We start from the raw sequence: 23,782 nt of genomic DNA, 5'->3' as shown, positions 1-23,782 counted from the left end.
TGGAGGATAAATTCATGGCCACAAAGGCACGCGCCGCCATTTGTCACGGCAATTCGGAACCCTTCAAAATCGAGGATGTAGAGCTTGCCGCTCTGCGCCCCGATGAATTGCGCATTCGCATTGTCGCCTGCGGTATCTGTCATACCGATATGGCTGTGCGCGATCAGCAATTGCCTGTTCCCCTGCCTGTTGTGCTCGGTCATGAAGGAGCCGGAATTGTCGAGGAAACAGGAAGCGAGGTAACTTCGGCCAAAGTCGGAGACCGCGTGGTCATGAGCTTCAACAGTTGCGGCCATTGCCCGAGTTGCGATGCGGATGCCCCAACCTATTGCTACAATTTTTTCCCGGAAAACTGGTCTGGAGCGCGCCCGGATGGCAGCGCGACATTGCTGAAGGATGGCGAGAAGATGAATGCCAATTTCTTCGGCCAGTCGAGCTTTGCCACCCACGCCATTGCGCATGATCGAAATGTGGTAAAAGTTCCCGATAGTGCGAAAGATCTGCCGCTCGAACGGCTGGCCCCGATCGGCTGCGGATTGATGACCGGAGCAGGCGCGGTGCTCAATTCCATGAAAGTCCGCAAGGGCTTGCCGATTGCTGTAGTCGGCGTGGGCACTGTGGGCCTCGCCGCCATTATGGCAGCCAAAATCGCCGGCGCCGATCCGATCATTGCGGTCGACATGCATGAAAGCCGGCTGGAACTGGCCAAAGAGCTGGGGGCGACACACTGCTTCAATGCAAAGGATGATGCGATGGGCAAGATCAAGAATCTTGTCCCCCAGGGACTGGGCTACGCTTTCGATACGACAGGGATCAATAAGGTGATTCAGGATCTGTTCGGCCTGCTAGCCCCGATGGGCATTGTCGGCATGGTCGGCGCTTCCGACCCGGCCGATCTCATCCAGTTCAACGAAGCCGAATTTATGGGTGGCGGTCGCCGCGTCATGGGCATTCTCGGCGGAGATAGCGACATCGACCATTTCCTGCCCGAGCTGATCGAGTATCATTTGGAGGGCCAGTTCCCGTTCGACAAACTGATCGGCTATTTCCCCTTCGAAGACATCAATGAAGCCATCGAAGCAAGCGAGAGCGGCAAAGTTGTGAAACCTGTGCTGCGCATCGCGGAAGATGCCTGATATGCGCGCGGCCGTCATGCAGGGTCTGCACCAGCCGCTTGCGGTAGAGACTCTTCCAGACCCCGTCCCTGCTGAAGGAGAGGTTGTAGTGCATGTCGGCCGCTGCGGCATTTGCGGATCCGATCTGCATATGACCGAGGATGCGGCTTATGGTTGCTCCAAAGGCGATGTGCTTGGTCATGAATTTGCCGGCGAAGTGGTAGCAACGGGCAAGAATGTCGCCGGGCTGCAAAGCGGCGATCTGGTCTCGGTCATTCCGCTGATGAGTTGCGGCCATTGCGAATATTGCCGCCGAGGCGAAGTGCAATGGTGCGGTAATTTCGGGTTACAGGGCGGTGGCTATGCCGAATATGCGCTGACCCGCCCCAATCAATGCGTAAAACTGCCGCAGAATGTCTCGATTGCCGACGGAGCCATCATTGAACCGCTTGCCGTCGCGCTGCACGGCGTCAATCTGTCGGGCCTGAAAACCGGAGACAAGGTGCTGATCCTCGGTGCGGGTCCTATCGGTCTGGCGGTTGCATTCTGGGCTAAACGTTTCGGCGCTGCCTCTGTGGCGGTACAGGATCTGACTGACTATCAACGTAGCCGTGCGCTCGATATGGGCGCCGATATTTTCGTGGTCGATCCGGAAAACCCGGTCGCGAGTGCCGAACAATGCCTGGGTGGCAAAGCCGATATCGTCTTCGAATGTGTCGGTGTGCCCGGCCTGATCGCGCAAGGTGTTGAGCAGGTGAAACCGCAAGGTACAATTTTATTGCTCGGCTTGTGCACGAAGCCCGACACATTCAATAGTTTTGCCATGCTGAGCAAGGAAGTGCGACTGGTTACCAGCGCCTTCTTCACACGGCAGGAATATGAAGCCGCGCTTGAAGCGCTCAGCCAGGGTGCCATGCAGCCACGTCTGCTGGTAAGCGATACGGTCACGCTCGATAACACGCCCGAAATATTTGAAAGCCTCAAGCAGCGCACCGAACAATGTAAAGTGCTGATCGCACCCTGAAAATCGGACGCTAAATCAGCGCCAGACGATGCAATTCGTTCAGTAATTTACCGGGTATGACATCATCGCCCACTGCTCCTGAAGGCAAATCGCGCGGTGCATCCCTGGCTTCGAGATAGCGCCAGCCCTGATGAGCCCGTTTGGGCTGACCTTCAACCGGGATCAGCTCCGGATCGAGCCGGATCCACCAGCGCCCATCCTCCTTGCGCTGTTCGAAGCCGAGGATGGGAGAGCGCGCCACCAGCACATGATCCATGATCCAGTAGAGCGAACCGTCGAGCATTTCTTCATGACGCTTGGGGAGATAGCGCGTCACAATCCGCGCTTCGCCACCCCACTCCTGCGCCCGCATGGCCAGCCGGTCAGCCAGTTCCTGAGGATGGTCGATCCCGTAAGCGATCTTGGTCATGTGAAGAGGCATGAGCAACAGATAAGGGGCCTGCACTCAGCTCTCAAGCACCGCAGGCAGGCTTTTGGGTGTCTGCCGGTCATCCAGCTCGAACGTGACATCCGCCCGCCCCGGCATTTCCTCCAGCATAAAGCGGGTCAGCCGCTCATAATGGCTGATAAAGCGCAGCAGTTCCTCCTCACCCATAATCGCCGTACCGTCCGGACTACGCTCCGCCAGTTTCTCTTCCTGCCGTCGGCGATTGGCGCGAACATGTTCAAAATCGGGCACCCTGAACATGATGAGCAGATCGATCATGCGGAACAGACGGGCATATTCTCCCGTCAGTTCCTCATTGATCTTGTGTCGCCAGATACTATCGGGATCCTCCTCGGCTTCAAGGCGATTAATCGGTTCGGCTAGGCTGATGTCGGGCATGGGGCGAGCCCCCACGCACCACCCCTCGAACAGCACCACATCGACCGGGCCCGAAACCGGAACGCCCTTTTCCGCCCGGTCATCCATGCTCTTGTCGAAACGCGGCAAGGTCACTGATTTGCCTGCTAAAAGACCCTTCAGCACTGCCGTTCCAAGCGCCACATCATGCGTACCGGGCACACCCCGTGTGCGGAAGAGCGGGTGAACGCTGCGCGCCATGGCTTCACGCTCTGCCCGCGTTGCATAGAGGTCGTCGAGAGAAAGAATAACGGTTTTCAGCCGGTGCCGTTCTTCGAGAATATGCTGCAAAAACAGGCAAGCGGTAGATTTGCCCGCGCCCTGGGCGCCGTTTATTCCGACCAGCAGCGGGCCATCGTTTTCCGCTCTATCAGCAATAAAACGCGCCAGCGGACGCCAGAAGCGATCGACAGTTTTCGCATAATCGGCGGGCAATCCTTCGCTCTCTATCAGCCGGGCGACAGTCTGTTCGATCGTCGGCCTCATGATACGGCATCCGGGAGATTCTGTCCGGTCGCCCAGGCATGAATATTGGCTATCACCTTGCGCCCCATGGCTTCACGGGTTTCGCGGGTGGCACTGCCAAGGTGCGGCAGCAGCACGACATTGGGAAGCGCCAGCAGCCTTTCGGGTACTTTGGGCTCCTCGGGATATACATCCAGCCCTGCACCCGCGAGATGCCCGCCGGTCAGTGCATCGGCTAATGCCTCATGATCGACTACTTCACCGCGGGCCGTATTCACCAGATAGGCCCCTTCTCGCATGGCCTTAATCGCCGCAGCATCGATCATATGGCGCGTTTGTGTCCCGCCCGGCACATGGAGCGAGACCATATCGGCAGCGCGCAGCAACGCATGGAGATCGGGATAGAAATGGGCATCCAGATCACAGGCGCATTTGGAGTCCGCAGGATGACGCCCGTAATAGGCGATTTTCATGCCGAAAGCCCGTGCCCGGCAAGCCGTGGCTTGTGCAATCCTCCCGAAACCGACCAGTCCCAGCACCTTCCCATGCAATGAGGAGCCGAGCAGATGCGTGGGCCGCCAGCCAGTCCATTGCCCGGCGCGCACTTCGCGCTCCCCTTCTCCGCCACGCCGCGTTGCCATCAACAGCAATGTCATGGTGAGATCGGCTGTGGCATCGGTTAGCACGCCCGGTGTATTGGTCACCGCTATGCCTTTTGCACGCGCTGCTTCGAGCGCGATATGATCGAAACCGACCCCATAATTGGCAAGCAGTTTCACACGATCGCCCCCGGCAATAACATCCGCATCGATCCGGTCTGAAACAGTGGGGCACAGCACATCATATTCGTTCATCGCACTGGCCAGTGTCGACTGATCGAGCGGTTTGTCACTTTCATTGAAAGTGACGTCATAATCCTCCGCCAGTTCCTGTTCGACAGCTTCCGGCCAGCGACGGGTCACAAGGATACGGAGCTTTGCCACACATATTCTCCATCATCTGCCGCACCGGTTTGGAGGCACTAACCGGGCAAAGTCAATCGCTGTCGGCGTTCGCCTTGCTGACAGAAGTGAAACCGAAGCGCCGAAACACAGCCTGCCCCCGCTGCGAGCCGAGATAATCGAGAAAGCCGGATACGTCGGGATGAGTCGAGGTGCTCAGCAGCGCGGCAGGGTAACGGATAGGTGGATGACTGGAATCGGGAAACGTCGCCAGCACCTGTACCGCGTCACTCGCCGCCGCATCGGTAGCATAGACGACACCGAGCGGAGACTGACCGCGCTCGACCAGCGCCAGTGCCGCGCGGACATTTTCGGCGCTCGCCACTTTATCGGATACGCTGTTCCACAAGCCAAGACTCTGCAGACCGGCCTTGCCATATTTGCCCGCCGGAACCGCATCGGGATTAGCCATAGCCAGCCGCCCGCCATTCAGCGCAGCAAGCAAAGCATCGCTGTTGTCGAGCAATCGGTCATCCGGTTCCCCCTTTCCCGCCGGCCCGATCAGCACAATCGCATTGCCCAATATCGTTCGGCGGCTGGCGAGCTGAATATGCCCGCCTTGCTCGACATTATCCATCCAGTCCTGATCGGCCGAAACGAAGACATCGCCCGGCGCACCGCTATTTATCTGGCGAGCGAGAGCGGAACTACCGGCAAAGGACAGGATAGGACGAGAATGGCCCTGTGCGGCCCAGTCATCCGCCGCCGCTTCCATGCTTTCCTGCAGACTGGCCGCCGCCAGAACGACCGGCCCCTGCGCATCGCCCCCGGAGTCCCCGCTCCCGCTACAGGCAGCCAGCAGAGCGCACAGCCCGGCCAGCAACCCGATGATAAGCTGACGGTTTTTATTGATGTTACAGCTCTGCCTGACAGAGATATTTGACATTCAGATATTCCTCCAGCCCGTGATGCGAGCCTTCGCGCCCGAGGCCCGACATCTTGACGCCACCAAAAGGCGCGAAAGGCGTGGAAATGAGGCCGGTATTGATGCCGACCATACCGCTTTCGAGCCCCATACTGGCCCGTTCGATAGTCTTCGGATCGGAAGAACACAAATAGGCGGCAAGGCCGAAAGGCGTGTCATTGGCAAGACGCAAGCCCTCTTCGAAGCTGGAGAAAGTGATGACACCGGCAAGCGGTCCGAAAGTTTCCTCACTGGCCAGCTGTGCATCCTGAGGCACGTCGCCAAGCAGGGTCGGCTCGAACAGCAAGCCGCCCGGTTCGCCGCCGCCGGCCAGACATTGCGCCCCGCCTTTCAAGGCAGAATCACGATGCGCCTGCACTTTGGCGAAACCGTCGGGATCGATGAGCGGACCGACGTCAGAGGCTTCGTCGAACCCGTCGCCTGCCTTCATGTCTTTTACCTTCTCGGCGAAGGCGGACAGGAAGCGATCCTTGATGCCATCCTGCACATAAATCCGGTTTGCTGCCACACAAGTCTGCCCGCTATTGCGGAATTTGGCGACCATCGCCGTATCGATTGCGGCATCGAGATCGGCATCGTCGAAAATTAGCAGCGGCGCATTACCGCCCAGCTCCATACTGATCTTCTTCATCGTTTTGGCGCAGGCTTCATACAATTTCACCCCGACTTCGGTGGAGCCTGTGAAAGTCAGCTTGCGGACCAAAGGAGACGATGTCAGCACATCGCCCAGCACCGAGGATTTACCTGTAATGCAGTTGAATACGCCTTTCGGCAGGCCAGCCTCTTCACCCAGTCTGGCGAAAGCAAGTGCGGTGAGCGGCGTCTGACTGGCCGGTTTGGCAATCATGGTGCAGCCTGCCGCCAGCGCCGGACCGACCTTGCGCGTCAGCATGGCGAGGGGAAAGTTCCACGGAGTAATCGCAGCACAGACGCCTACCGGCTGCCTGTCCGCCTGCATTCTGCGCCCCGGCTGGTTGGCCGGGATGATTTCACCCATCATCCGCGTGGCCTCTTCGGCATAGAACTGGATGAAACCGTTACCATAGGCAACTTCGCCCTGCGCTTCCTTGAAAGTCTTGCCATTTTCCAGCGTCATTAGCCGCGCCAGATCATCGGTATTTTCGTCGATCAACTCAGACCAGCGACGCAAAATCGCACCTCGCTCCGAAGCCGTTTTTGCTGCCCAGTCGGGAAAAGCACGATGCGCAGCATCGATAGCGCGTCTGGCATCATCCTCATCAAGCGAAGGGACAGTAGCAAAATCTTCCTGTATAAAGGGATCATCCACCGTAATCGGTTCGGCTGAACCGATTACCCACGTCCCGTCGATCAGCGCCTTTTCCAGCAACAGATCGGAATTGGAGAGGTTTACGCGCGGACTGGCCATGGGGAGTCTCCTTGAATTGGTAGTTTGTTACACCAATGCGTGAGAAGCAAATTCGTGGCCCGTATCGGCAGAGAAACCTCTTTCCTGAATGATTGCGGCTAAACTCGGCCTCTGACATTCCGAATGCAGAGCAGGAGAAACGGAATCCAGCTCCCGTTTCAAAGAGCGCAGCTTCTATTGCTGCGCCACCCACCAGCGAAGCATATAATGCGCAATCGCCTGAGCCGGCGGCGCAATAAATGCATTATCCTCATGATCGCCTGCCAGGGCAGCCTCGATTTCGTCCTTCGTAAACCAGTCTATATCAGCCAGTTCGGTTTCATCGCGGGTAATATCTTCATTGATCGCCATGGCGTGACAGCCCAGCATCAATTGCGAAGGAAAGGGCCAGGGCTGGCTGGCAATATACTTTACATCGCGCACGCGAATGCCCGATTCCTCTTCCACTTCGCGCGCCACGCATTCTTCAATACTTTCGCCCGGCTCGACGAAACCGGCCAGCGCCGAATAGCGTCTTTCAGGAAAGTTCAGCCCCCGGCCAAGCAGCAGACGTCCTTCATGCTCGACCAGCATGATCGCCACCGGATCGGTGCGCGGGAAATGCGAAGCGGCACAATCGCCATTGCTGCAATCGCGCTGCCACCCTCCCTTCGCCGGGCGGGTAGTATGGCCGCAAACCGCACAGAAACGATGCCGGGCATGCCAGTCCACCAGACTGCGTGCCGTTCCGTAAGTCGCCAGATCCTCCGGCTGAAGCAAGCCTATCGCTTCCCATATTCGGCGATGAGCATAGGCCGGATCGGGATCGCCCGCTTGGGGCACCATGGCCACATGCGCCATACCGTCTCGCATACCGAGAAAAACCAGTTCGGCATCACCCGGCGCTTCGGATAAGGCACCCCATATCAGTCGATTATCGGCATCGAGAACAGGTGCAAGGCCATCCAGCTTCAGCAATCGCGCCGATGGCAGCATAACCTTACGCAAACGTTCAGGATCGTTGCGAATATGATCGGAACGGTCGATCGACGAGCCAGAAAATAATGGCCCGGCAGCAGATAATGTCATGAATAATGGCTCAATTCTGAGTGGCAACGAGATCGGCAGCGACGGCCTGCGGAAATTCCTCCTGAACAGGATAGGTCTCAACCGGCATATATTGCGTATAAAGACTATGGCGCAAACCGCGCTTCATATCCACAAAACCGATCGTCCCGGCAGCCCCCATCCAGCCGTAAATACCTGCCTGAGCCCCTTTACCGACACGCCCGCCCGCGCCAAATCCGTAATTTTGCGCAAAGCTGTCGGTCGGGGCCAGCGTATCGGGCAAAAGATCGGAAGTGCCCAGCCGGACTGCCGCAGGGCTCATTACCCGCTGCCCTTCGATTTGCCCCTGCCCACCGATCATCTGGAGGAAGCGATCGTAATCGCGCGGGCTGCTCACCAGCCCAGCACCGCCGAAAGGAAAAGGCGGCTTATCACTGTAAACGGAATTGTCGGGCGTATCGATCGGAAGAAGCACCCCGCCCAAAATACCGTAATTGGTCGTCAAACGATACAGATCGTCGGGCGCGACCATAAATGCGGTGCTCGTCATACCGCAGGGATCGAAGATCCGCTTCTGCAAGAACGCATCGAATGCTTCGCCGGAAACCACTTCGATAATACGCCCCATCAGATCGAGACCGACCGAATAGCTCCACCGCGTACCGGGCTGATAGACAAGCGGCATTTCGGCCAGCCTGTCAGCGAATTCAGCAAGGCTGTTCACCGGCTCTCCGCCGAAAATCTGCGGAACATCGAGCTTCGTCACTTCGCCCGGAATAAGGCCGTTACGCATATAGGCCTGTGCCAAAGGCCCTTGCTGTACGAAATTATACCCCAGGCCCGCAGTATGAGTGAGGAGATGGCGAATGGTAATCGGTCGCTCGGCCGGTTCCAGATTGTCCGGAGTGATCGGCCCGTCATAGACTTTCTGCACCTGCATATCGCGGAATTTAGGCAGAAAATCGGAAATCGGCTGGTCGATTTCCATGAGCCCCGCATCGATCAGCATCATGGCCGCCATGCCCGTCACGGGTTTGGTCATCGAATAGATACGATAAAGACTGTCCTGATCGGATCGCCGCTGGCTGCGCAAACTATCCGTTCCCTGCGCAAAAATCTGCGGAGCATCCTGCCCCCAGCCCAGCACCGCAACCATGTCGGCCAGCTTTTTAGGCTCCACATATCGGGTCATAAAATCCTGAACATGTTGCCATTTTTCCGGAGTGCGCGCGAAAAGCGAATGGCCCGGAGCCAGGCTTGCCAGCGCCCCCGCTATCGCACCGCTGCGCAGAAGGGTCCGCCGGTCAAACATGGATTTTGCACTCATTTCACGATCCAGCCCTTTATCGATGTAAGGTCAGTGGGCACGTTAAGCCTGTTTGAAGGATAGACAAGCCCGCCCTGTCGGATCGAACGGAGCTTGCCTTATTCCAGTGTATTATCTATGTAATACACATGTTCAATCTACTCTCCATCCTGATCGGCCTTGTCGCCTTAATTCTCGCCATTCCCTCCGCTATTCCCTTTCTGGGATGGGGCAACTGGCTGGTCCTGCCCATTGCGGTCGCAGGTGCAGGAATCGGGGCATTGTCCCGCTCGGATGGCGGGCGCAACTTCTGTCTGATCGTTTTCGTGATCGCCACGGTCAGGCTGGCGCTGGGCGGCGGCATTATCTGACCGGATGTGCGCTCACACTCACCGCGCCAGAACCAGAGTAGCAGCCCGGGCAAAAGCGGTCGGCAACCCAGCTTCCTCAAGCTGCGCCACAGGCCACCATTCGCCCTCATCCTCGGGCAACGGGCCATTAGCCAAATCGCGATGCAGTTCCAGTGTGAGTCCGAAATGGGTGAAAACATGGCGGATAGCGCCGCAATTCTCCCAAGTTCCGGCGAAAGGCGGATGGCCATGACCGTCCGCACGGGCAGACCAGCCATCATCGGGTAAGGCCCGCATCCCGCCGAGCATGCCTTTGCCGGGCCGCCGGATAAGCCAGACCCTGCCATCCCGCTCGATCCAGAAAGCACGGCCACGACGCTCGGGCCTGGCTTTCTTCGGAGCCTTAACCGGCAGGCGCGCCGGATCACCCTGCGCCCGGCCTGCACAATCGGCGGAAAGCGGGCATAGCAGGCATTTCGGATCGCGCGCTGTACAGATCGTCGCGCCCAGATCCATCATTGCCTGTGCAAAATCACCGGCCCGCCGGTCGGGCGTAATCCGGTCGGTTGCCGCACGAATAGCCTTGCGACCGGCGGGGAGCGGTTCGTCGATGGCAAAAAAACGCGCCACCACCCGCTCGACATTGGCATCGACGACCACGGCACGCTTGCCGAAAGCGATCGCAGCGACCGCAGCAGCAGTATAGGCCCCCAGCCCCGGCAGCTTGAGAAGCGCCGCCTCTTCCTCCGGAAAACCGCCCATTTCCGCGACTTCCCGGGCGCATTTGACCAGATTTCTGGCACGCGAATAATAGCCGAGCCCCGCCCATGCCGCCATCACATCCTCCTCCGGTGCAGCAGCGAGATCCTGCACTGTGGGCCAGCTTTCGGTGAAGCGGATGAAATAGGGTGTGACCGCCGCCACAGTGGTCTGTTGCAGCATCACTTCGGACAACCAGACGCGATAGGGATCGGGCGCTGCTTCCCCCGGCAGAGCGCGCCATGGGAGCGCCCTTGCGGATTTGTCATACCAGTTGAGAAGCTGTGCCGAGACCCTATCATCCATGCCCGGCCTATGGCATGAGCGCAGACAGGATGGAACGCAAACCGCATAATTCGGCTTCGGGCGCCCCGGCAGAAGGGGGCCAGAAAGCGACCAAGCAGGGCCAGAAAAGCACTGCGAAGGGCCAGAAGCGAGCCGGGACAAAGCCGAAAACCTATGAACGTCCGCGTGGCGGCCCGGCCCGGCAGATTGCCGATCTGATGCCGCAAATCGGCCGCATGGCGTTTCGTCGTTTCGGATTTGTCCAGTCGAGCGTGGTGACACGCTGGCCGGAAATTGTCGGCCCGCGTCATGCTGAAGTCTGCGCACCCGAATCGATCCGTTTCCCGCCCGGCGAAAAAAGCGAGGGCATTTTGCAGCTCGTCGTGCGCCCGGCCCATGCACCGCTGATCCAGCATGTGATCCCGGAGATTATCGAGCGGGTCAATCGCTTCTTCGGTTATAGTGCCGTGTCGCGAGTCAAAATCCGGCAAGGCGAGGTTCAGGGGCCATCTGCTCAGAAGCCGGCGGAAACGCCGCCATCCCTCAAACCGATCCCGATTGAGCTGGGCGATTCCCTGCGCGATATCGGCGATCCCGAATTGCGCAAAGTGTTGGAAGGATTGGCGCGCAGTCTTGGCGCGCAGGAGGACCAAGGAAAATGAATCGCCGCATTCTGGCTGCCGCGCTGGCAACCACCGTCTCGCTGGGTATGGCCGGCACGGCTCTGGCACCGGCACAGGCCGCTTCGGGAAAAGACTGGACGCAAACCACATCGCAAAGCGAGGATGGCGGCCACTGGATGGGCAATCCCGATGCAGAGCTGCAGTTGCAGGAATTCGTCAGCTATACCTGCATTCACTGCGCGCATTTCACGCAGGAATCCGACGTGGCGATGCGGCTCGGCTATGTTCATGACGGGAAGGTCCGCATCGAAGTGCGCCATCTGATCCGCGACCCGATCGATATGACTATCGCGCTGTTGACCAATTGCGGCGATCAGACAAAATTTTTCGGCAATCACCGCGCCTTCTTCAATCGCTATGACGATTATATGGACAAGGCCCGCGCCGCGACGCCCGATCAGATCAAGCGCTGGAACGATGCCCCGCTGGATTCGAAATTCAAACTGATTGCAGACGATCTGGGGCTTTACGGCATTATGGAAGCACGCGGCTTCGCCCGGGCCCAGCTCGATCGCTGCCTCAGCGATGAAGCCAAAACGCGCGAGATCGCCCGGCAGTCCGCCGCCGGCATGAACGCGTATAAGATCAAGGGCACGCCCAGTTTCGTGCTCAACGGAAAGCTGCTGCCCGACGCACATAGCTGGGACACGCTGAAGCCCGAACTGGACGATACGCTCGGCCTGTAAAGGCGGAGCGGTTCCGCTTGGCGGAGAGAGCGGACCGGTATTCGCCCTCTCCGTAAATCCCTATGGCTTTGCTATCGCATTCAGTTGCGCTAGCTTGTTTCTTCAATCTTTCGACAGACGGATTTCATCATGACCCTGTTTCGCTGTGCTTCTCTGGCCCTGCTGGCCGCACCGCTCACACTCGCTCTGGCTTCCTGCGGATCGGGCGACGATGCCGGGGGAGACATTACCGGCGATGCGATTGCCGCCATTCCGGCGCCCGAAGGCCAGAGCTGGCTGGAAACGACCACGACCACACCCGAAGACGGCTATGTTCTGGGCAATCCCGATGCCCCGATCAAGCTGATGGAATATGCCTCGCTCACCTGCCCGCATTGCGCCGATTTTGCCGAGGAGGCATCCGGCCCGCTGACAAAATATATCGAAAGCGGCGTGGTCAGCTACGAATTGCGCAATCAGATTCACGATCCGCTCGATCTCACCATGTCGATGCTGGTGCGCTGCGGCTCGGATGAGAGTTTTCACCCGCTTGCCGAACAGGTCTGGGCCAATCTCGAACAGATCGTGACATCGGCGCAAAGCAATAGTGATGCGCTGAACAACGCGATCAAGGCCGATGCCGATACGCGTTATCAGAAAATCGCCGAGGCTGCGGGCCTGATCGATTTCTTCGCCGCCCGCGGGATCAGCCGCGATCAGGCGATGCAATGTCTTGCCGATAGCGACGAAGCCGAAACGATCGTGACGGATTCGGAAACCCAGTCCGACAAGCTGGACGTTACCGGCACGCCCACTTTCTTCCTCAATGGCCGCAAGCTCGACAGCAATAGCTGGGCACAGATCGAACCGGCTTTGCAGAAGGCCGGCGCCCGGTAATACGGGCAGCCTTGCCCGGGCTCCACGATGCAGTTTCGGAAGCTCAAACTTTCCGGCTTCAAAAGCTTCGTAGAGCCGACAGAATTGCATATTGAAGCGGGGCTGACCGGAGTGGTCGGCCCCAATGGTTGCGGCAAGTCCAACCTGCTCGAAGCGATGCGCTGGGTGATGGGTGAAAACTCACCCAAAAGCCTGCGTTCGGGCGGGATGGAAGATGTTATCTTTGCGGGCACCGCCCAGCGCCCGCCACGCGATTTCGCCGAAGTGGTGCTCAACGCCACCGACAGCGAAGGCGAGGAATTGCAGGTCACGCGCCGGATCGAACGCGGCGCGGGCAGTGCCTATCGCGTCAATGGCCGCGATGTCCGGGCCAAAGACGTCGCACTGACTTTTGCCGATGCTGCCACAGGTGCGCATTCTCCCGCTCTGGTCAGTCAGGGGCGGATCGCGGCGGTCATTGCTGCCAAGCCTGCCGAAAGGCGGCAGATGCTCGAAGAAGCTGCCGGGATCGCCGGGCTGCATGTCCGGCGCCGTGACGCGGAAAGCAAATTGCGCCAGACCGAAAGCAATCTTGCCCGGCTCGACGATCTGATGGCCGGGCTCGACAGCCAGATCGCATCGCTGCGCCGTCAGGCGCGGCAGGCCGAACGCTACAAGGAATTGTCGGGCGAAATCAGACTGGCCGAAGCGCGGCTGCTCTATGCCCGCTGGCGCGATGCCGCCGCCGCTGCGAAGGCAGCGCGTGCAGAAGCCGGAGCCTGCGATAAGCGGGTCACCGAAGCGCAACAGCGTACCAGCGAACTGCAAAAGACCCAGCATCGTCTGGCCGAAGAGCTTGCCGCCGCGCGCGATATTCTGGCCGACCGGCGTGACGATGCCCATGCACAGAGCCACCGGCTCGCGACGCTCACCAGCCAGCTCGAAGCCGCCGAACAGCGACTGGCCGATCTCGACCGGCAACAGCAAAGGCTCGAAGAAGATCGCGGCGAAGCAGACCGAATCACCAGTGACGCCGCCGAACAATTGCAACGGCTCGAAAGCGCGCTGGCCGCCAATGAAGCCGCGCTGGCCGAGGATGAAGCGGCCCGGCCCGGTCTTCAGCAGCAGGCGGAAAAGGCCGAGCAGACAGCACGCACAGCGGAACTGGCGCTCGCCAGAGCCAATGCCGATCATGCCGGTGTGGAGGCTGAATGGCGCGTGGCCGAAAGCGAAGTCGCGCAGGCCCGCCTTCGCCGTGAGCGGCTTCAGGCCGAAGCGGCAAAGCAAGCCTCCTTGCGCGAAGCGCTGATGGCCGAAGACGATCCCGAAGAAGCCCTTGGCCTCGCCCGTATAGCGGTGGAGACAAGCGCCACGAAGCTCGCCACTGCGCGCGATACGCTCGAAAAGCAGCAGGCCCACAAACAGGCGCTGAACGAAGAACGGGATGACGCCGCCAGTGCGCTGGCTGCTGCGAAAGCCGATCTGGCGGGAATGGAACGCGAATATCAGGCGCTGGCGCGAGACCGCGAAGCACGGCGCAAACAGGCAAGTAACAAACACGGCCTGCCCCCGGCGATCGACCGGGTTCGCGCCGCCAAAGGCTATGAGCGGGCACTGGCCGCCGTGCTGGGCCGCGATGCCAAAGCGCCGCTCGGGCTGCCCGAAGGGGCTGCGGAAGGCCGTTTCTGGAGCGGCAGCGAGGCCCCCTCTCCTCTGGCCGACAGTCTGGCCCGGCATGTGCCCGACTGCCCGGACCAGCTCGCGGCAAGGCTCGCTCTGGTCCATGTGGCCGACACGGATGACGGACGCGCGCTGAAACCCGGCGAATGGCTGGTGACGCTGAAAGGTGCGCTACGTCGCTGGGATGGATTTATCGCGCGCGGCGAAGGCGCGGCCGAAGCGGCGCGGCTGGAAGCGGAGAACCGTTTCACCGAACTGGAAGCCGCCCTGCCGCCTTTGCGCGAGGCTGTGCAGCATGCCGAAGCCCGCCAGAGCGATGCGCAGGAGAAACTCAATACATTGCAGCGGGATCTGGTGGCGATGGAACGCGCGGTGACGCAGGCTGCCGAGGAGGAGCGCCAGGCTTATCGCGCGCTCGATCAGGCCGAAGCGGCACGCGAACGCTTCACCCGCCGCTTACAGGAGCTGGAACAGGCGGCCGACGATCTCGCGCAGCAAAGCGAGCAGGCACAACAGGATGTGGCGCAGGCCGAAGCGCGCAAGTCGGCTTTGCCCGATCCGGCCACCGGCCGCGCCGCGCTGGAAACCGCGCAGGCCAGACATGAGGCGGCGCGTTCGGCGATGCAGGCGGCCGCTGCCGGTCTGGCCGCGCACGATCAGGCGCTGGCCGTCGCCCGAGAGCGGACCGTGACTCAGCGGGCCGATATCAAAGGCTGGCAGGGCCGCGCCGGGGATGCGGCGAGCCGCCTTGCCGAGATGGGCCGCCGGTTCGATGAAATCGCCGCAGAGCGCGCACTTGTCGCAGCCAGACCCGAAAGCCTGATGCGCGATATCGAACAGGCCGAAGCTTCGCGCGACAGGCTCGGTAAGGAATTTGCGGCAGCCGAGGAAAAGCTCGCCGCCATCACCGAAAGCTCTCGCTCTGCCGATAACGCTCTTGCCGAAGCCAATGAAGCACTCTCCTCCGCCCGCGAAGCACGCGCCGGGGCCGTCGCGCGGGCCGAGAATGAGGAAGCGCGGCGTGAAGAGCTAGCCCGCGAATCGGGTGAGCGTTTTCAGTGTCCGCCACCGATCCTGTGCCGCCAGTTCACCTTCGCGCCAGAGGATATTGCGGCGACGGGCACCGAGAGCGAGGCGCTCGACAAGCTGGTCGCCAGCCGCGAACGGATCGGGCCGGTTAATCTGGTGGCAGCCGACGAGCTGGCCGAAGTCGAGGCACGCCATGGCGAAAGCGCAGCGGAACAGGCAGAACTGGCCGAAGCGGTGCATCGTCTGCGCGGTTCGATCGGCAATCTCAATCGCGAAGGGCGCGAAAGGCTGCGCGCCGCTTTCGAAGCGGTGAACGATCATTTCATGCGGCTGTTCACCCGGCTCTTTCAGGGCGGGCAGGCGCATCTGGCACTGGTGGATAGCGACGATCCGCTCGAAGCGGGTCTGGAAATCTATGCCCAGCCGCCGGGTAAGAGGCTGCAATCGCTCTCGCTGCTGTCAGGCGGCGAACAGGCGCTTACCGCCTGCGCACTGATCTTTGCGCTGTTCCTCACCAATCCGGCGCCGATCTGCGTGCTGGACGAAGTGGATGCGCCGCTCGACGATGCCAATATCGACCGCTTTTGCGATCTGCTCGACCAGATGGCCCGCGAAACCGCGACGCGTTACCTCATTGTCACGCATAATGCAGTGACGATGAGCCGGATGCATCGCCTGTTCGGCGTGACTATGGTGGAACAGGGTGTTTCGCGCCTCGTCAGTGTCGATCTGGGCGGCGCGGAAGAACTGCTCGCCGCCGAATAGATCAGGCCGGCTCCAGATCGACATGCGGCCCCGGCCCCTGATCGGCCGCGCGGTCACCGGGATTGAAAAGCTGACATTTCGTCAGGCTGAGGCAACCGCAACCGATACATTGATCGAGCCTTTCGCGCGTCTGGCTGAGCAACGCCATCTGATCGTCGATCCGCGCGCGCAGATGGCTGCTGATCTGGGCCCAGTCCTTGACTGTGGGCGTGCGCCCCTGCGGCAAACTGGCAAGCTCCCGCTCGATCTCTTTCAGTTCGAGGCCCAGCTTCTGCGCGATCAGGATAAAACTGATCCGCCGGATATCCGAGCGCAGGAAGCGCCGCTGATTGCCCGCGCTGCGAAAGGACCGGACCAGACCCTTTTCCTCGTAAAAGCGAATCGCCGACACGGCGACACCGGTACGCCGCGCCAGCATGCCGATAGGAATTGTCCGGTCACCTTCAGTTTTTGTTGTCATGGACTCACTCCAGAAAATCCTTGACCTAAAGTTAGCTTGAGATCGTAAGGAATGCAAACGGGGTTTCACCCGTCGCGGCGCAGGGGAAATGTGGCGCGTTATACGACTTTAGCGGAGGGCATCATGGCTACGGCACGGCTTGAACATGTTAATTTGCGCGTCAGCGATATCGAGCGTTCGGCGGCGTTGTTCGAAAAACTCTGCGGCTGGCACCAGCGCTGGCGCGGCGCGGCCATTCATGGCGGAGAGACGATCCATTGCGGCGAGCAGGAAACCTATCTGGCACTATATAGTAAGAATGAATCGCTGGAAAGGTTCAAGAAAGGCGAGCCACTGATGCATGTCGGCATTGTTGTGGATGACCTCGACCATGCGGAGAGCGTGGTTTCCGATGCCGGGTTGCTGCCTTTCAATCATGGCGATTACGAACCGGGACGGCGGTTCTATTTCCTCGACTGGGACGGGATCGAATTCGAGGTGGTCAGCTATGAATGAGATTATTCCTCGCGAACCGCTTTTCGGCCCGCCCGCATCCGCGCCCAGGCCGGCCAACAGACCCGGCTGGCTCACCGGCGCCATGAGCAGGCTCACCTGGTTCCTCAAAGGAGGCAAGCTGTCTTATGCTCCGGCCTGAAACCCGCACTATTCTCCCGGCGCTGGCCATTATTCTGGTCGGCATCAATCTGCGCCCTGCTCTCGCTTCGGTCAGCCCGCTGCTCGACACGATCCAGCACCATACCGGGCTGGGCGATAGCAGCGCGAGCCTGCTGACCACCCTGCCGGTCCTCCTAATGGGCGTTTGCCTGCTCGGCACGCGCAAACTGTTTGCCAGAATAACACCGGATCGCGCCATTCTCGCCAGTCTGGCGCTCATCGCGGCAGCCTGCGCCGCCCGCTTCCTGTGGCCCGGCGCTGGCAGCCTGCTGCTTACAGCGGTGATCGCCGGGATCGGGATCGCCATAGTGCAGGCGGTGATCCCGATCGTTATCCGGGCACGCAGTGGCGATGCCGCCAGCCGGATGATGGGGCTTTATTCCACCGCCATTATGGGCGGCGCGGCGCTCGCCAGCGCAGCCACACCGCTGATTGCGCAAGACGGGCACTGGGCCGCCGGGCTCGGCATATGGAGCATTCCGGCGCTGCTGGGTATGGCCGCATGGTTCATCGCCAGCCGCAACAGCGCTCCGCTCACCCCCGCCGATTCCGCTCTAACGGTATCGGCTCATCCCCGCGCCTGGCTGCTTATGGCCTTTTTCGGCCTCGGTACCGCCGCCTATACACTGGTTCTCGCCTGGCTGCCGCCTTATTATACGCGCATGGGCTGGTCCGAAAGCGCTGCGGGCGCGATGCTTGGCATAGTCACGCTGGCCGAAGTCGGTGCGGGCATTCTGGTCTCGGCGGTGATCGGCCGGTTCCGTGACCGCCGCCCGGCCCTGCTCGTCGCGCTGATGGCCCTGCTGCTCGGCCTGCTATGTCTGACGCTCGCTCCGCGCGGATTCCACTGGCCGGCGATCATCCTCAGCGGCCTTGGCATCGGGGCGCTGTTCCCGCTCTCACTAATCCTCGCCATGGATCACGGGCGCAATGCTGCCGAAACGGGTGTCATCATCAGTTTCGTGCAGGGCGGTGGTTATATTCTCGCAGCATTCATGCCTTTCGCGGCGGGCATCATTCGCGAAAACATGGCCGGTCTCGCCCCGGCATGGGGCCTGATGGCCGGGCTGACGTTTATCATGGTGTGGATGCTTCACCGCTTCGCACCCGGGCAATTGCTGGATGCTTCGCCCGGGCGGCAAACCAGACATTCACAGCGCGATCGGGCACAGTCACCCTGCCGGTGACAGCCCGATACGGGAGCGGTTTTTCTCCAGTTTTACGATCCCTTCCGTCCCGGCAGGAAAACCGCACCGGGGCGGGCTGACATTTACGAAATGCCGGTCCGCCCTACCCTTCGAAACCGACCCCGACACTGGCGCGCGGCTGATCCAGTTCGCTGCTCGCCACCGGATAGGCGCAGTAATCGGCGGCATAATAGGCGGCGGCGCGGTGATTGCCCGACAGGCCGATCCCGCCGAAAGGCGCCGCCGAAGAGGCACCGTTGGTGGGGCGGTTCCAGTTGACGATCCCGGCCCGAATATTACCCCAGAAGCGATTATATTGCTCTGGCGACCCGCCGACCAGCGAAGCCGAAAGGCCGAAGCGGGTATTATTCGCCTCGGCAATCGCCTCATCCAGCTCATCCACCCGGATCACCTGAAGCAGCGGACCGAAAATCTCCACATCGGGCCTTTCGGGCATAGCGGTCGTATCGATCAGACCGGGCGTGACGAAAGGCAGATCGCCATAGGGACGCCGCATATGCGCCAGCGCTCTGCCGCCATGGGACATCAGATAAAGAAAGCTCTCGGTCAGTTCGTCCGCCATATTGCGATCGATCACCGGCCCCATAAAAGGCTGCGGATCGTCGAAGGGTGCGCCAATCACCATCCGGTCGATCAGCCGTATCACCTCCTCCACCACCGCATCATACATGGCGGATTTCACGATCAGCCGTCGCGCCGCCGTGCAGCGCTGCCCCGCCGTGGTGAACGCCGATTGCACAACCAGTGCCGCGACATCGGCCAGCTTGGGCGTATCCCAGACGACCAGCGGATTATTACCGCCCATTTCCAGCGCCACGATCTTGCCCGGATTGCTCGCCAGCCGCCGGTTGATCGCAATGCCCGCCTGCGCCGATCCGGTGAACAGTACCCCGTCAATATCGGGATGCGCCACCAGCGCCTTACCTTCCTCGGCCCCGCCAACCAGCAATTGCAGAACATCCCCGGGCACACCGGCCCGATGGAAACAGCCGACCAGAAATTCACCCACGGCAGGCGCTTTTTCGGAAGGCTTCACAATCACCGCATTGCCAGCAATCAGCGCCGGAACGATATGGCCATTGGGCAGATGTGCGGGAAAATTATAGGGGCCGAGCACCGCCATCACGCCATGCGGCTTGTGACGCAAAGCCGCTGTTCCCTGCAAGGCACTGTCGAGCCGCCGCTGGCCGGTGCGTTCTGCGTAAGCGCGGATCGAAATCTCTACTTTGGCGATAACCGCAGCGACTTCGGTTTTCGCTTCCCACAGGGGCTTGCCCGTTTCCCGTGCGATCAGTTCGGCGAAAGGCTCTTCCTGGCGGCGTACTTCATTGGCGAAACGGCGCATCAGTTCGATCCGCCTGGCATGGGGCTGTGCCGCCCAGTTACCCCAGGCGCGCCGTGCCTGCTGGACGATATCATCGACATCCTGCACTTCTGCGCTCCAGAAGGGCTGGCCTGTCGCCGGTTCGATCGAAATAATCTTCGTGTCGCTCACTCGAACATTCTGCTCTCATCTGCGGATCGGCAAGAGTGATAGCCGCTTGCCCGCAGCCGCGCCAGAGTGCGCGCCCGGCCCGTCCTGTCAGCCGGTGGAATGACCTGCCGGAGCCGGCGCCTTGCCCAGCGCATCGCCCATCCGGCGCAGCCCGACGATTTTCTCTTCCAGCGGCGCCCAGTCATCGCGTTCGGCGATGGCGCTCCATAGCGTCTCGACTTCCTCGATATGCATCGATTGCACCGCTTCTTCGGACCAGTATGGATGCGTATCGTCATCCGTCGCCCTGTAAGCCTGCAAAGCCTCGCCCAGAGCGCTGTCGGCATTCCGGCCACCGCGATGGCGATAGAAGAAATCGTCCGGGCTCATCCCGCCTGCCACCATGGCCTTTTCCGCCTGCTGGATCAGCGCGAAATCGGATTCCTCACCCCGGCTTTCCACACCCAGCCGCCAGCAGAAACGCCGCATGGTTGCCTGTTTGTAGCATTCGCCGAAACGGTCGAGTGCCGCCACCAGCGGGTCCGAATCGCAAACGCGCCGCAGAGCAATCGCCAGTTGCGCGCAATTCCAGCGAATCGCCTCGGCCTGCCGCCCGAAAGCATAGAGCCCGTTCCGGTCGAAATAGGCCGCCACGAAGCCAGGCTGCCATTGCGGTGCCCAGCGCCAGGGGCCGTAATCGAAGCTTTCCCCGGTAATATTCATATTATCGGTGTTGAGCACGCCATGCACGAAACCCGATACCATATAAGAGGCAGCGAGATCGGCCAGCCTCTCGACCACCTGATGGAGCAGGATCGCCGCCGGCTCTTCACGCCCCGGCGCCTCTGCGGGCGGGAGCGGCCCCGGAAACTGTTTGAGGCAATAATCGATCAGCGCACGCATATGATCGTCTTCTTCCAGCACGGCGAGGCGCTGGAAACTGCCGATCCGGATATGCGAATGCGAAAGACGCACCATCACCGCCGAACGGGTGGGGGACGGTTCGTCCCCGCGCCACAATTCCTCGCCCGTCTCGACCACGGAGAAAGTCTTGCTGGTATAGACGCCCTGCGCTTCGAGCATTTCGGTAGCGAGAATTTCGCGCACCGCACCTTTCAGCGTCAGCCGGCCATCCCCCGTGCGGCTATAAGGCGTGAGCCCGCTTCCCTTGGTCCCGCAATCGAGCAGCCGCCCTTCCCCGTCACGCATCTGGGCGAAGAGAAAACCGCGCCCATCGCCAATGTCAGGATTATATACGCGAAACTGACGGCCGTGATAACGCAGCGCCAGCGGCTGCGGCAGATTGTCCGGCAAAGGCTGGAAGGCGGCGAAATGGTTTAACCATTCCTCCTCGCTCAGATCATGCAGCCCCACAGCCCTGTCCCACCGGCGATTGCGGTATCGCAATTGCCGTTTGGGGAATATAGCGGCTTCGACAGGATCTCCCAGCCATTCGGCGATGGAAAGAATTTGCGGGTCCGCCCGGTAGGGCGCGTCTTGCGGTTCGGCTCGCATATGGCATTAGTGGGGTGCTAGCGCAGACAGTGCAAGGCAGGCGGCAGGGAAAAGCGGGTGATTCGCGCTTTCGCTTCCTGCTTCGAACGCAAATAAAGAGGCCGCACAAGATTCACGACCGCATGAGCGAAACGACTTTCACCCATGGCACCTGGCTAAGCGCTGACGGGCTGTCTCTTTCCTACAGGGATTATCCCGGCAACACGGATCGCCCGCCGATTCTGTGCATTCCCGGCCTGACCCGCAATGCCCGCGATTTCGAACCCGTGGCGGATAATTTCGCCGGGGAATGGCGGGTGATCTGCCCCGACCTGCGCGGCCGGGGGCTGAGCGATTATGCCAAAGATCCGGGCAGCTACATGCCCGAAACCTATGTCGATGACATAGAAGCGCTGCTTCAGCAGCTCGGGCTGGAAAAAGTGGTGGTGATCGGCACCTCGCTCGGCGGAATCGTCACCATGATGCTGGCCGCCCGCAATCCTGAACCGCTGGCCGGTGTGGTTCTCAACGATATCGGCCCGGTTATCGAGGCTTCCGGGCTCGAGCGGATCAGCGAATATGTCGGACAGGGCCGAACCTTCCCAACCTGGATGCATGCAGCAAGGGGATTGAAGGAAATTTCCGGTGCGGCACATCCCGATTTCGAATTGTCCGACTGGCTAACGCTCACCAAGCGGCTGATGTGCCTCAGCGGCAATGGGCGAATCACTTTCGATTACGATATGAAAATCGCCGAGACATTCGCCACACCGCCCGACAGCCCGCAGATCGATCTGTGGCAGGCCTATCGTGCGCTGAGCGGGCGGCCCGTTCTCGCTTTGCGCGGCGAATTATCGGATCTGCTTTCGGAAACGACGCTGGCGCGTATGGCGCGCGAGATACCCGGTGCCGAGATCGTCACTGTTCCGCGTGTCGGGCACACCCCCACTCTGGCAGAACCCGCTGCTCAGGAAGCTATTGCCCGCCTGCTGGCAAGAACGCTTCAAAGCGCGCCTGCCACAAGCTGACACTTTTCATCCCTTCACGGATTTTATGGCCAAATCACCTCTTCGCCCGCGTTTCCTTCACCTTCATTCGACCTTCGATGCCGGAGGGAAGGAATTGCGCTGTGTCCGGCTCATCAACGCCTTCGGATCGGCCGCGGACCATGCCATCGTGTCTGCGGAGCCCGCGGCGATGGGGGCACAATCGCGCCTGTCGCGTGTCGCCAATTGCCGGTTTCCTGAATTTCCTTCGCTCAAGGGCAAGCCAACACCCGGACGGCTCAAAAAGATCGCCGCCGCCATGCGCGGTTACGATCTTATTCTGACCTATAACTGGGGCGCTATGGATGCGGTAATGGCGCATACGCTGTTTGCCGATGTCTATCAGTTGCCGCCGCTGGTCCATCATGAAGACGGATTCAATGCGGATGAAGCGGTGAAGCTGAAAACCAGCCGCAACATCTATCGCCGCATCGCGCTGGGCCGCAGTGCCGCGCTGGTGGTGCCTTCCAGAAAGCTGGAGGATATCGCACTTAACATCTGGCAGCAGCCCCGCAGCCGGGTCCAGCGCATCGCCAACGGTATCCCCACCCAGCCCTTCGGCAGAAAACCGAAAGCCGATGCGCTGCCCAGTCTGGTCAAACGTAATCAGGAATATTGGGTCGGCACGATTGCCGGTTTGCGCGCTGTCAAAAATCTCCCGGCGCTGGTTCGCGCGATGGATGGCCTCGGCGATCACTGGCATCTGGTGATCTGTGGCGAGGGGCCGGAAAAAGCCGCCATCATCGCCGAAGCCGAAAGGCTGAATATGGATGACCGGGTGCATCTGCCGGGCCATATTGCCGAACCGGAAAAGGTGATCGGCCTGTTCGATATTTTCGCGCTGTCATCGCAAAGCGAGCAATTTCCGATCTCGGTGGTCGAAGCCATGGCAGCCGGGCTTCCCGTTGTCGCGCCCGATGTGGGCGATATTGCCGACATGGTTGCGCTGGAAAACCGGGATTGCATAACCCCGCCGGGCGATGAAGACGCGCTGACCGAAATGCTCCAGCGCCTGGCCGCGGACCCGCAAAGCCGCGGCGCCATCGGCAAAGCCAATCGCGAAAAAGCCCGCACGGAGTATGACGAGAAACAGATGATTGCGCGCTATCGCTCGCTTTATTGGGGGCTTATGGGGCGCAACGCATTGCGTTCGGAGCACAAATAATGCTTCATTGCCCATTCACCCGAGACAACGCAGGGAACAATCATTGATTGAATTGGCTGGTCCATGCGTTAAACA

General features: G+C 60.4%; 22 protein-coding genes. 11 read left to right on the top strand and 11 right to left on the bottom strand.

Annotated features, from left to right (window positions below; translation table 11 throughout):
• Positions 1–14 precede the first annotated feature (14 nt).
• Positions 15–1,136 carry an NAD(P)-dependent alcohol dehydrogenase gene (locus tag D6851_RS08740; protein ID WP_120324523.1) on the top strand — a complete coding sequence of 374 codons (1,122 nt, stop codon included), beginning with the start codon at positions 15–17 and terminating at the stop codon, positions 1,134–1,136.
• 1 nt (position 1,137) lies between these two features.
• Positions 1,138–2,139 (top strand): alcohol dehydrogenase catalytic domain-containing protein, encoded by a 1,002-nt coding sequence (locus D6851_RS08735; RefSeq protein WP_120324759.1) that lies wholly within the window; start codon positions 1,138–1,140, stop codon positions 2,137–2,139.
• Positions 2,140–2,149: 10 nt separating this feature from the next.
• On the opposite strand, the gene D6851_RS08730 is transcribed toward D6851_RS08735, so the two are convergent.
• The 7 genes from D6851_RS08730 to D6851_RS08700 all read right to left on the bottom strand — a co-directional run bounded on the left by D6851_RS08730 (position 2,150) and on the right by D6851_RS08700 (position 9,135).
• On the bottom strand, positions 2,150–2,560 hold the full coding sequence (locus D6851_RS08730; protein WP_120324758.1) for a DUF1489 family protein: 411 nt from the start codon (positions 2,558–2,560) through the stop codon (positions 2,150–2,152).
• A 24-nt stretch (positions 2,561–2,584) separates the two neighbouring features.
• Positions 2,585–3,469, bottom strand: a complete 885-nt coding sequence (locus D6851_RS08725; protein WP_183030038.1) for a kinase — start codon at positions 3,467–3,469, stop codon at positions 2,585–2,587.
• Positions 3,466–4,431: a 2-hydroxyacid dehydrogenase gene (locus tag D6851_RS08720; RefSeq protein WP_210210341.1), complete on the bottom strand. Its 966-nt coding sequence runs from the start codon at positions 4,429–4,431 to the stop codon at positions 3,466–3,468. Before D6851_RS08720 ends, D6851_RS08725 begins: the two co-directional genes overlap by 4 nt.
• Before the next feature lie 52 nt (positions 4,432–4,483).
• Complete coding sequence (modA, locus tag D6851_RS08715; RefSeq protein ID WP_120324521.1) at positions 4,484–5,335, bottom strand: molybdate ABC transporter substrate-binding protein; 852 nt, start codon at positions 5,333–5,335, stop codon at positions 4,484–4,486.
• Complete coding sequence (locus D6851_RS08710; RefSeq protein WP_120324520.1) at positions 5,304–6,761, bottom strand: NAD-dependent succinate-semialdehyde dehydrogenase; 1,458 nt, start codon at positions 6,759–6,761, stop codon at positions 5,304–5,306. The genes modA and D6851_RS08710 overlap by 32 nt, the downstream gene beginning before the upstream one ends.
• Positions 6,762–6,935: 174 nt before the next feature.
• Positions 6,936–7,829 (bottom strand): NAD(+) diphosphatase, encoded by an 894-nt coding sequence (gene nudC, locus D6851_RS08705; RefSeq protein ID WP_120324519.1) that lies wholly within the window; start codon positions 7,827–7,829, stop codon positions 6,936–6,938.
• Positions 7,830–7,839: 10 nt separating this feature from the next.
• A complete protein-coding gene (locus D6851_RS08700) occupies positions 7,840–9,135 on the bottom strand; it encodes a serine hydrolase domain-containing protein (protein ID WP_120324518.1) in 1,296 nt (431 codons plus the stop codon).
• A gap of 128 nt (positions 9,136–9,263) precedes the next feature.
• On the opposite strand from D6851_RS08700, the gene D6851_RS08695 reads away from it, so the two are divergent.
• Positions 9,264–9,485 (top strand): hypothetical protein, encoded by a 222-nt coding sequence (locus D6851_RS08695; protein WP_120324517.1) that lies wholly within the window; start codon positions 9,264–9,266, stop codon positions 9,483–9,485.
• 18 nt (positions 9,486–9,503) lie between these two features.
• Here D6851_RS08695 and mutY read toward each other — a convergent pair whose 3' ends face one another.
• Positions 9,504–10,529 carry an A/G-specific adenine glycosylase gene (gene mutY / locus D6851_RS08690; RefSeq protein WP_120324516.1) on the bottom strand — a complete coding sequence of 342 codons (1,026 nt, stop codon included), beginning with the start codon at positions 10,527–10,529 and terminating at the stop codon, positions 9,504–9,506.
• Between the two features lie 14 nt (positions 10,530–10,543).
• Here mutY and D6851_RS08685 point away from each other — a divergent pair, with 14 nt between their 5' ends.
• The 4 genes from D6851_RS08685 to D6851_RS08670 all read left to right on the top strand — a co-directional run bounded on the left by D6851_RS08685 (position 10,544) and on the right by D6851_RS08670 (position 16,206).
• Positions 10,544–11,170, top strand: a complete 627-nt coding sequence (locus D6851_RS08685) for a DUF721 domain-containing protein (RefSeq protein WP_238474005.1) — start codon at positions 10,544–10,546, stop codon at positions 11,168–11,170.
• On the top strand, positions 11,167–11,877 hold the full coding sequence (locus D6851_RS08680) for a DsbA family protein (protein WP_120324514.1): 711 nt from the start codon (positions 11,167–11,169) through the stop codon (positions 11,875–11,877). Before D6851_RS08685 ends, D6851_RS08680 begins: the two co-directional genes overlap by 4 nt.
• 129 nt (positions 11,878–12,006) lie before the next feature.
• Positions 12,007–12,753: a thioredoxin domain-containing protein gene (locus tag D6851_RS08675; protein ID WP_120324513.1), complete on the top strand. Its 747-nt coding sequence runs from the start codon at positions 12,007–12,009 to the stop codon at positions 12,751–12,753.
• Positions 12,754–12,780: 27 nt separating this feature from the next.
• Positions 12,781–16,206 carry a chromosome segregation SMC family protein gene (locus D6851_RS08670; RefSeq protein ID WP_120324512.1) on the top strand — a complete coding sequence of 1,142 codons (3,426 nt, stop codon included), beginning with the start codon at positions 12,781–12,783 and terminating at the stop codon, positions 16,204–16,206.
• A gap of 1 nt (position 16,207) precedes the next feature.
• Here the strand turns inward: D6851_RS08670 and soxR are convergent, their stop codons facing one another.
• Positions 16,208–16,666, bottom strand: coding sequence for a redox-sensitive transcriptional activator SoxR (gene soxR / locus D6851_RS08665; RefSeq protein WP_120324511.1), 459 nt, complete (start codon positions 16,664–16,666; stop codon positions 16,208–16,210).
• Positions 16,667–16,789: 123 nt separating this feature from the next.
• On the opposite strand from soxR, the gene D6851_RS08660 reads away from it, so the two are divergent.
• Positions 16,790–17,161 (top strand): VOC family protein, encoded by a 372-nt coding sequence (locus tag D6851_RS08660; RefSeq protein WP_120324510.1) that lies wholly within the window; start codon positions 16,790–16,792, stop codon positions 17,159–17,161.
• Between the two features lie 125 nt (positions 17,162–17,286).
• The gene (locus D6851_RS08655; RefSeq protein ID WP_120324509.1) at positions 17,287–18,507 is read left to right on the top strand and encodes an MFS transporter; all 1,221 of its coding nucleotides are present in this window, start codon (positions 17,287–17,289) and stop codon (positions 18,505–18,507) included.
• Between the two features lie 103 nt (positions 18,508–18,610).
• Here D6851_RS08655 and astD read toward each other — a convergent pair whose 3' ends face one another.
• Both astD and D6851_RS08645 read right to left on the bottom strand, forming a co-directional pair.
• On the bottom strand, positions 18,611–20,023 hold the full coding sequence (gene astD, locus D6851_RS08650) for a succinylglutamate-semialdehyde dehydrogenase (RefSeq protein WP_120324508.1): 1,413 nt from the start codon (positions 20,021–20,023) through the stop codon (positions 18,611–18,613).
• Positions 20,024–20,110: 87 nt separating this feature from the next.
• A complete protein-coding gene (locus D6851_RS08645) occupies positions 20,111–21,517 on the bottom strand; it encodes a protein adenylyltransferase SelO family protein (RefSeq protein ID WP_120324507.1) in 1,407 nt (468 codons plus the stop codon).
• Positions 21,518–21,639: 122 nt separating this feature from the next.
• Between D6851_RS08645 and D6851_RS08640 the strand changes: the two genes are divergently transcribed.
• Both D6851_RS08640 and D6851_RS08635 read left to right on the top strand, forming a co-directional pair.
• The gene (locus D6851_RS08640) at positions 21,640–22,524 is read left to right on the top strand and encodes an alpha/beta fold hydrolase (protein WP_120324506.1); all 885 of its coding nucleotides are present in this window, start codon (positions 21,640–21,642) and stop codon (positions 22,522–22,524) included.
• 25 nt (positions 22,525–22,549) lie between these two features.
• Positions 22,550–23,707: a glycosyltransferase family 4 protein gene (locus D6851_RS08635; RefSeq protein ID WP_120324756.1), complete on the top strand. Its 1,158-nt coding sequence runs from the start codon at positions 22,550–22,552 to the stop codon at positions 23,705–23,707.
• Positions 23,708–23,782: the final 75 nt, after the last annotated feature.

This window comes from Altericroceibacterium spongiae (assembly GCF_003610805.1).
Lineage (GTDB): Bacteria > Pseudomonadota > Alphaproteobacteria > Sphingomonadales > Sphingomonadaceae > Altericroceibacterium > Altericroceibacterium spongiae.
This window is presented reverse-complemented; position numbering and strand designations above follow the sequence as displayed.

Excerpts from the sequence above, each read along its gene's own strand:
- D6851_RS08695 (WP_120324517.1), top strand. The coding sequence starts at position 9,264 with ATGTTCAATCTACTCTCCATCCTGATCGGCCTTGTCGCCTTAATTCTC.
- D6851_RS08660 (WP_120324510.1), top strand. The coding sequence starts at position 16,790 with ATGGCTACGGCACGGCTTGAACATGTTAATTTGCGCGTCAGCGATATC.
- D6851_RS08655 (WP_120324509.1), top strand. The coding sequence starts at position 17,287 with ATGCTCCGGCCTGAAACCCGCACTATTCTCCCGGCGCTGGCCATTATT.
- D6851_RS08675 (WP_120324513.1), top strand. The coding sequence starts at position 12,007 with ATGACCCTGTTTCGCTGTGCTTCTCTGGCCCTGCTGGCCGCACCGCTC.
- mutY (WP_120324516.1), bottom strand. The coding sequence starts at position 10,529 with ATGGATGATAGGGTCTCGGCACAGCTTCTCAACTGGTATGACAAATCC.
- D6851_RS08735 (WP_120324759.1), top strand. The coding sequence starts at position 1,138 with ATGCGCGCGGCCGTCATGCAGGGTCTGCACCAGCCGCTTGCGGTAGAG.
- D6851_RS08700 (WP_120324518.1), bottom strand. The coding sequence starts at position 9,135 with ATGAGTGCAAAATCCATGTTTGACCGGCGGACCCTTCTGCGCAGCGGT.
- D6851_RS08740 (WP_120324523.1), top strand. The coding sequence starts at position 15 with ATGGCCACAAAGGCACGCGCCGCCATTTGTCACGGCAATTCGGAACCC.
- D6851_RS08635 (WP_120324756.1), top strand. The coding sequence starts at position 22,550 with ATGGCCAAATCACCTCTTCGCCCGCGTTTCCTTCACCTTCATTCGACC.
- modA (WP_120324521.1), bottom strand. The coding sequence starts at position 5,335 with ATGTCAAATATCTCTGTCAGGCAGAGCTGTAACATCAATAAAAACCGT.
- D6851_RS08680 (WP_120324514.1), top strand. The coding sequence starts at position 11,167 with ATGAATCGCCGCATTCTGGCTGCCGCGCTGGCAACCACCGTCTCGCTG.
- soxR (WP_120324511.1), bottom strand. The coding sequence starts at position 16,666 with ATGACAACAAAAACTGAAGGTGACCGGACAATTCCTATCGGCATGCTG.
- D6851_RS08645 (WP_120324507.1), bottom strand. The coding sequence starts at position 21,517 with ATGCGAGCCGAACCGCAAGACGCGCCCTACCGGGCGGACCCGCAAATT.
- D6851_RS08710 (WP_120324520.1), bottom strand. The coding sequence starts at position 6,761 with ATGGCCAGTCCGCGCGTAAACCTCTCCAATTCCGATCTGTTGCTGGAA.
- D6851_RS08670 (WP_120324512.1), top strand. The coding sequence starts at position 12,781 with ATGCAGTTTCGGAAGCTCAAACTTTCCGGCTTCAAAAGCTTCGTAGAG.
- D6851_RS08730 (WP_120324758.1), bottom strand. The coding sequence starts at position 2,560 with ATGCCTCTTCACATGACCAAGATCGCTTACGGGATCGACCATCCTCAG.
- D6851_RS08685 (WP_238474005.1), top strand. The coding sequence starts at position 10,544 with ATGAGCGCAGACAGGATGGAACGCAAACCGCATAATTCGGCTTCGGGC.
- D6851_RS08640 (WP_120324506.1), top strand. The coding sequence starts at position 21,640 with ATGAGCGAAACGACTTTCACCCATGGCACCTGGCTAAGCGCTGACGGG.
- D6851_RS08725 (WP_183030038.1), bottom strand. The coding sequence starts at position 3,469 with ATGAGGCCGACGATCGAACAGACTGTCGCCCGGCTGATAGAGAGCGAA.
- nudC (WP_120324519.1), bottom strand. The coding sequence starts at position 7,829 with ATGACATTATCTGCTGCCGGGCCATTATTTTCTGGCTCGTCGATCGAC.